Raw genomic sequence first — 7187 nt, 5'->3', positions numbered from 1 at the left:
TAGCTCAGTTGGGAGAGCATCGCCCTTACAAGGCGAGGGTCACTGGTTCAAGTCCAGTATCACCCACCACATATAAACACTTCTAAAGCATCTAAACTCTTCTTAATAATTATTATAAAATCCTATTTGGGTAATTAATCCAGTTGTAACAAAAAAGAAAGCATCGCCGCCCTTTACAAATAATGGCGAGGGTCGCTGGTTCAGTCCAGTATCACCCACCACATATAAACACTTCTAAAGCATCTAAACTCCTCTGAATAATTATTATAAAAATCCTATTTGGGTAATTAATCCAGTTGTAAGAAAAAGAGAGCATCGCCCTTACAAGGCGAGGGTCACTGGTTCAAGTCCAGTATCACCCACCACATATAAACACTTCTAAAGCATCTAAACTCTTCTTAATAATTATTATAAAATCCTATTTGGGTAATTAATCCAGTTGTAACAAAAAAGAAAGCATCGCCGCCCTTTACAAATAATGGCGAGGGTCGCTGGTTCAGTCCAGTATCACCCACCACATATAAACACTTCAAAATACCTAAGTTAAAAACTTCCAAAAATATCACTCTTAATTTGTCTTTTGCAAAACGATTAATCTGTAACATGTAAAGTTCTATATGGGTTATAAACTGCGCCATGAGCAAACATATAGTTAATCGCTCATTTAGAGCATCTTTTTACCTATTAATTAAACATTGATTTTAAAACGCTAAGGCAAGGATAATATGAAGCCATCTAAACGTATGAAAATAACTTAATCTTCTAATAACCTCGGCTAATAGTTAAATTCCCTTGTAAGCAGCTAAACTGTTGATTATAGTCTGTGATAAATTAAACAACATGTAAGCCAATGCCAACTAAGATCTACGCCAAAGCCAAAATACTGATAGTGGAAGAGCAGCCCCTCGCTCAAAGCTATATGAAACAGTCGCTAGAAAGGCTTGGCTTTCGGCAATTGCACTTTGCCGACCATGCAATTGCAGCAAAAGAGCAATGTTTGGTTGAGCAATTTGATTTAATTGTATGTTCATTTAATTTAAGCAAACACCAAGACGGCTACCAACTCTACGAAGAACTCCGTGTTAAGCAACTGATAAAAAACTCCACCGCGTTTATTTTTATTTCTGCAGAAACCAGTGGTGCGCTAGTGCATAGCGTTTTAGAGCTTCAACCCGACGACTTTTTGGTAAAGCCATTTACGGTACAAGAGTTAAAAACGCGGATTGAGCGTATTCTAAAACGTAAAAATGAGCTTCAGAGCATTTATACATTAGTAGATGATGGCAACGACTCTAAAGCAATAAAAGTAATCGATGCCGCTTTAAATAAAAAAAACAATATATACAGCCCTATCCTCCTTCGCTTAAAAGGAGATGCATTGCTTAGGCTAAACCGCAGTGAGGAAGCTAAAGACTTTTTTACCTCGGTGCTAGACATACAAAAATTTGCCTGGGCCAAAGTTGGTTTAGTAGAAGCGCTGATTGCTAATAATGAGCATATTCTTGCTCAGCGCATGTTAAAAACCATGCTTGAACGCCATGAAACACGTTTAGTTGCACTGGATTTACTCGGCCGATTAGAAATAAAACTAAACCAATTTGAATTGGCGCAAGATTTTTTAAGCCAAGCAGTCGATATTGCGCCACGTAATATTCAAAGACAAAAATCGTTAAGCAATGTTTCGTTAATAAACCACGATTACGAAAAAAGCTATTTAACCCAAAAAGACATAGCCAGCTATGCGCGTCATTCTATTCATGACAGCCCCGACATCTATCTCAATGCTGCCCGTGCCGGTATAGACTTTGCTTTAACCACAGATCAAACAGACCAAATACAACGTATTTCGCGTCAGACTAATAAATACATAAATGATTTAAAAAAGCAGTTTCCTAACAACGCAAACCAATCTCAAATTGATGTACTTAATGCGCGTTTGCACTATTTAAAAGACGAGCACCAAAAAGCCAAGCGCTTGATAGAGCAACTCGACGATGACGATACGTTAATACGCTCTGTAGATGGGGCGCTTGATAAAGCAAAAGCGTTTCACGAGCTGGGTTTTCATCAAAAAGCACAAACATTATTTAGCCAAATAATTAGCCATTGTGAGCGCCACCCCAATATGAGTGATACAACTTACCTGCGTTACATTCAACAGCAGCAAAGTGAGCGTCGCGATATTAAAATGGGCCCTAAAGAGCTTAACAACCATGCAGTAACTCAATTTAATAGAGGGCAATTAAATACGGCGCTAGAGGCGTTTACGCAAGCATTTAGAGTAATGCCGCGTAACCCAAGCATTGCGCTTAATTTATTACAGTGTTTGTTTGATTCGACAAAACAAAAAGGCGGCACTTTTAACTTGGTTATTGCTAAAAAGTGTTACGCCCTTTTGAGTAACTCTACACTGCAGCCAGATCAGTCGCAGCGATTAGATAAGATTTTGCATATGGCAAAAGAAATGAAACTCGATATTCAATCCCCCTAGCGCTAACTAGCGGCTAAAATAGCTGTTTTATCTTGATTGAAGGCTAACTATATAATTAAAGCTTTTTCATTGCAGCGGCATTTACACAATAGCGCAAACCCGACGGTGCTGGCCCATCAGGAAAAATATGCCCTAAGTGTGCATCACACACATTACACACCGCTTCAACGCGCTGCATACCATGGCTTAAATCGTTCACATAACCAATTGCATCGACAGTTGCAGGCTGCGTAAATGATGGCCAGCCTGTGCCGCTATCAAACTTTTCATCGGCATCAAAAAGTAAATTATCGCAGCATACACACGCGTATTTACCCGGTTCTAGTAATGTGCAACTTTGTGAGCTGTGAGGGCGTTCTGTGCCCTTTTTACGTGTCACATAATATTGCTCATCACTTAGCATTGCCTGCCATTGCGCGTCTGTTTTTACAACCTTTTCGCGTGGCGTAGGATTGCCATTATTGGCAAAATTTATAACATCATTCCAAGTAAGCATAATAGCCTCCTTCGGTATTAATAAGTGATTAGGGTCTGTTGATCTTTTAAGGTTAAATTTGCAGCAGTCTGTTTAGTATTTAGGCAAGACAGAGCCTATGCAGTGTGGTTATTCCCCATAATTGGGCGATAACGTAGTATTAATGCCAAACAGGCGCTGCCCAACGGGTTCTTCCTAGGGGCTATTTACTCTTTGTTGCCTACATGGATGTAGGTAAAGGGCGTGAGCAGGACGCGGAAGCTTTGCTCAGCTTTTACTTAGCCCACTAGGTTACAAACTTCGCGCCGCGATTAAATAGCCCCTAGTTTGAACAAACTTTAATCCGCAAAGTTCAACAGCCCCTAACTAAAGCGAATAGTTTGCTTTTCGTGATCTGAAAGTATGCGCTTCATGAAGGCGTCTATGTCATTTTTTTGTGCGGGTAAACTTACACTAAATTGTCGCTCGTTATTGCTATGAATAATAAGCTCATCGTTCTTACTTTCTATATGTTCAATGTTGCCAATAACAAGCCATTGCGGGCCAAATTTTTTATCAAAGAAACCTGCCAAGCTAAATAACATTAAGTGCTGTGCATCGCGCTGAATAAAATTATCAAGCGTATTGCGCTTTTTAAAGGCGGGTGTCAGCCTGTAACAACACGAACAAAACACAAATAACCATAATCCTATTACGGCAGAAAACCAAATATGATCAGTTAGCGATGTAAACAACACCAAAGCGCCTAAAATAATGCCAATACCAAGCATTACAATGGCAATTTTTTTATTAATGTTATCCATTTAGCTCCCTTTTATTTAGCGTTTTTATCATCTGCTTTTTCAGTAGGCTCTGGCCAATCGTTAAAAAACACCTGCAAATAACGACTCTTTGCCAAGTACCACATTACCCAAAACACAATCACCATTTGCACAGCTAAAAACAGTGAAAACCTGTAATGACTATGTGCAGCTTGTATTGTTAACCAGCTTAAGTCGGTTATTGCACACACAAGTAACGGCCAGCGCATGTAGCGCCACACCATCGCTAAACGCGCACTTTGCTTATGAGAGTCGCGCGGTCGTCTTAAGCAAAATAAAAAAGTGGGCACTATCGCAATAGCGCCAATCGAAATTGCGATAAAAAAATCGTTTTTAGATTTAAAAAATAACGACATTAAATCAAGCTCAGGGCGACGACTCAGCGCCGCTATAACCCAAATAAAATACGCACGTAGTAACACCAATAAACTTAGATGAAATGCAATCGGCGTACGGTAGCTTCCGTATTTATCCCAGTACTCGGGTCCATATCGGCTCATTTTATTACCCTAAGCATTGTACTTATCAAACAGTGCAATTAAGTCATCTTCGCTAAGTATGTCTATGCCTAAATCTTGTGCTTTAGTTAATTTAGAGCCGGCTTTTTCGCCCGCCACCAATGCATCTGTTTTAGCCGACACACTACCGGCTACTTTTGCACCTAACTGTTGTAAGCGTGCTTTAGCATCGTTTCGGTTTAAAGTATTAAGAGTGCCAGTTAATACATAGGTTAGCCCAGCTAAGGGTTGCTCATCCTCTGAAGGCGGCGTTAGCGCTGGCCAATTAATGCCTTGTTCAATTAAAGCATTAACCACATCTACATTATGTTGCTCATCAAAAAAGCCACGAACATGAGTTGCTACAATAACCCCTACATCGCTCACTTGTGTAAGGCTTTCAATACTTGCCTGGGTTACCTTTTCAAGTGTTAAAAAATGATTTGCTAAGTTTTGCGCTGTGGCCTCGCCAACCTCACGAATACCCAGCGAATATAAAAACTTTGCAAGCGTAGTTGTTTTTGCAGTTTCAAGCGCATCGACTAAGTTTTTAGCCGACTTAGGGCCCATACGCTCAAGTGACTCAAAGTGACCTTGTTTTAATATAAATAAATCTGCGGGGGTTTTAACCAGCTCTCTATCAACCAGCTGATCAACTATTTTGTCGCCTAAGCCATCTATATCAAGCGCTTTGCGTGATGCGAAATGCTTAATCGCTTGTTTACGCTGAGCTTGGCACACTAAGCCACCGGTACAACGAGCCACGGCCTCGCCTTCTACTTTTTCAACGTGTGAGTCACAAATGGGGCAACTGGCAGGAAATACAATGTCGCGTGCATCATCTGGGCGGCGCTCAAGTACTACTTGTGTAATTTGCGGAATAACATCGCCGGCGCGGCGTATAATTACTGTATCGCCTACCTTTACGCCTAAACGGGCTATTTCATCGCCATTGTGCAGCGTTGCGTTTGATACCGTAACTCCGCCTACAAATACAGGCTCTAAACGCGCAACCGGCGTTATAGCGCCTGTGCGGCCAACCTGAAATTCTACATCAAGTAACTGGGTTATTTCTTCTTGCGCAGGAAACTTATAAGCAATTGCCCAGCGCGGCGCACGTGCAACAAACCCTAAACGCTCTTGTAAGGCTTTTTGGTTTATTTTAATTACTACACCATCAATTTCATATTTAAGCTCGCTTCTGCGCGTTAAAATATCACTGTAGTAATCTAAAGCCGCTTGCGTGCCTTCAACTAACTTTGTTTCTGGGCACAGCGGTAAACCCCAATCGGTTAATTTTGCCAATTGTTGGTAGTGATCCTCAGGGATTGAGCCATCGGCCACCAGCCCAGTGCTATACGCATAAAACATTAGCGGGCGCTTAGCGGTGATTTTTGAATCAAGTTGGCGTAGGCTACCTGCGGCTGCATTTCGAGGATTTACAAATACTTTTTCGCCACGTTTTTCGGCTTCGCTGTTTAGTTTTTCAAACCCTGCGCTATCCATAAATACTTCGCCACGTACTTCAAGCTCTGCGGGGTAATCGCCACGCAGCTTAAGGGGCACGTTACGGATTGTTTTTACATTTTGTGTAATATTCTCGCCAGTAAAACCATCGCCACGAGTTGCGGCCTGCACAAGCACGCCGTCACGGTAAATAATCGACACAGCCAAGCCATCTAACTTAGGCTCACAACAAAAAGTGAGCTCATCTTGGCTCATTAAACGCTCTTTAATACGGCGGTTAAAGGCGCTAAATTCTTCTTCACTAAAGGCGTTATCAAGCGATAGCATAGGCACTTGGTGAGCAACTTGTTCAAATTTACTCAGCGCAGCGCCTCCTACCTTTTGAGTGGGTGAGTCTGGCGTTAAAAATTCTGGGTTTTCTCTTTCAAGGGCGCTTAACTCGCGCAATAGTCTATCGTATTCTGCATCAGGAATACTGGGTGTATCAAGGACATAATAATTGTAGTTGTGTTGCTCTAACGTACTACGAAGATGATTAATTTGCTCACTAATGCTGCTAGACATTTAAACCTCAAAAAACATAAAAAAAGCCACTTTTAGGTAAGTGGCTTAATAAAAATAATGTGTGCGTATAAATTACGCAGAAAATGCACGAACCTGCTCAACATATTGACGAACGCGCTCAACGGTCATTTCTTCACGCTCGGCATCTAAAATTTGTGCACCAAATTCATCGGCAATTTTCTTAGCTGCGCTATGTAACATATTAAAAGCAGCTAGCCCGTCGCCTTCACAAGGTAAAGTCATAAATAAGCTAACCCCTGCGGTGCTAAACTGTTCCATATTATCAATATCAAACGTACCTGGGTTATACATATTTACTAATCTAAATAACACTGGACCTTGCCCTGCAGGGTCTATGTGGCGATTAAAAAAGCCTTCTTCTGAATATTTAAATCCTAAGGTATTTACTGCAGGCAATAACTTACTGCCTTGCATGCTTAGTCCCTCAGGCATTTGAATATGCACAATAACAAAGTCAGACACATCTGCTGGCGCTTCTTTTTCGCTCTCTGGCTCTGGTTCTAGCTCTGGCTCTTGAACTACTTGCAGGTCGTCTTCAATGGGTGTTTGCGCCACGCTAGTATCTATTTGCGGCTCGTTTGCATCAAAGTTTAGCTCACCAAATTGCGGCTCATCTCGCTGGGCAACAACCGGCTCTTTAGGTTCAACTGGTGTATGCGAAGGTGTATCTTGCATTGGTTCAACCCGCTCTGAAGGCGCTACCTCTGGGCTGTCTTTTTTTCTAACTGACCATAAACCATGTACTAATAAGCCACCTATGACAAGTACACTGATCACAATTAAAACCAATCTTAGTTCTTCGGCCATCCCCTCACCTTTTATTATTTGTTATGCCTAAACCCGTGTATTAA

Annotated in this window: 6 protein-coding genes and 3 tRNA genes; 4 read left to right on the top strand and 5 right to left on the bottom strand. The window is 41.4% G+C overall.

Translation table 11 applies throughout. The annotated features are described in order from the left end of the window. Positions 1–128 precede the first annotated feature (128 nt). The 4 genes from MTN96_RS33260 (at position 129) to MTN96_RS33245 (ending at position 2491) form a co-directional block, all read left to right on the top strand. Positions 129–221, top strand: a tRNA-OTHER gene (locus tag MTN96_RS33260). Positions 222–281: 60 nt separating this feature from the next. Then, positions 282–365 (top strand) — tRNA-Leu (locus MTN96_RS33255). 59 nt (positions 366–424) lie between these two features. Next, positions 425–517 (top strand) — tRNA-OTHER (locus MTN96_RS33250). A gap of 333 nt (positions 518–850) precedes the next feature. Next, on the top strand, positions 851–2491 hold the full coding sequence (locus tag MTN96_RS33245; protein WP_248534304.1) for a response regulator: 1641 nt from the start codon (positions 851–853) through the stop codon (positions 2489–2491). A 55-nt stretch (positions 2492–2546) separates the two neighbouring features. Here the strand turns inward: MTN96_RS33245 and msrB are convergent, their stop codons facing one another. The 5 genes from msrB to zipA form a co-directional block, all read right to left on the bottom strand. Beyond that, entirely contained in the window at positions 2547–2987 is a 441-nt protein-coding gene (msrB, locus tag MTN96_RS33240; protein ID WP_248534303.1) for a peptide-methionine (R)-S-oxide reductase MsrB, read from the bottom strand. Between the two features lie 341 nt (positions 2988–3328). Then, positions 3329–3769, bottom strand: coding sequence for a hypothetical protein (locus tag MTN96_RS33235; RefSeq protein WP_248534300.1), 441 nt, complete (start codon positions 3767–3769; stop codon positions 3329–3331). 11 nt (positions 3770–3780) lie between these two features. Beyond that, positions 3781–4287: a DUF2919 domain-containing protein gene (locus MTN96_RS33230; RefSeq protein ID WP_248450699.1), complete on the bottom strand. Its 507-nt coding sequence runs from the start codon at positions 4285–4287 to the stop codon at positions 3781–3783. 9 nt (positions 4288–4296) lie between these two features. After that, a complete protein-coding gene (ligA, locus tag MTN96_RS33225; protein WP_248534298.1) occupies positions 4297–6315 on the bottom strand; it encodes an NAD-dependent DNA ligase LigA in 2019 nt (672 codons plus the stop codon). Between the two features lie 72 nt (positions 6316–6387). Further along, positions 6388–7143, bottom strand: coding sequence for a cell division protein ZipA (gene zipA / locus MTN96_RS33220; RefSeq protein ID WP_004588864.1), 756 nt, complete (start codon positions 7141–7143; stop codon positions 6388–6390). Positions 7144–7187: the final 44 nt, after the last annotated feature.

It is taken from the genome of Pseudoalteromonas sp. 2CM28B, assembly GCF_023161935.1.
The sequence above is the reverse complement of the archived record's forward strand: the minus strand, read 5'-3'. Positions and strand labels throughout refer to the sequence as shown.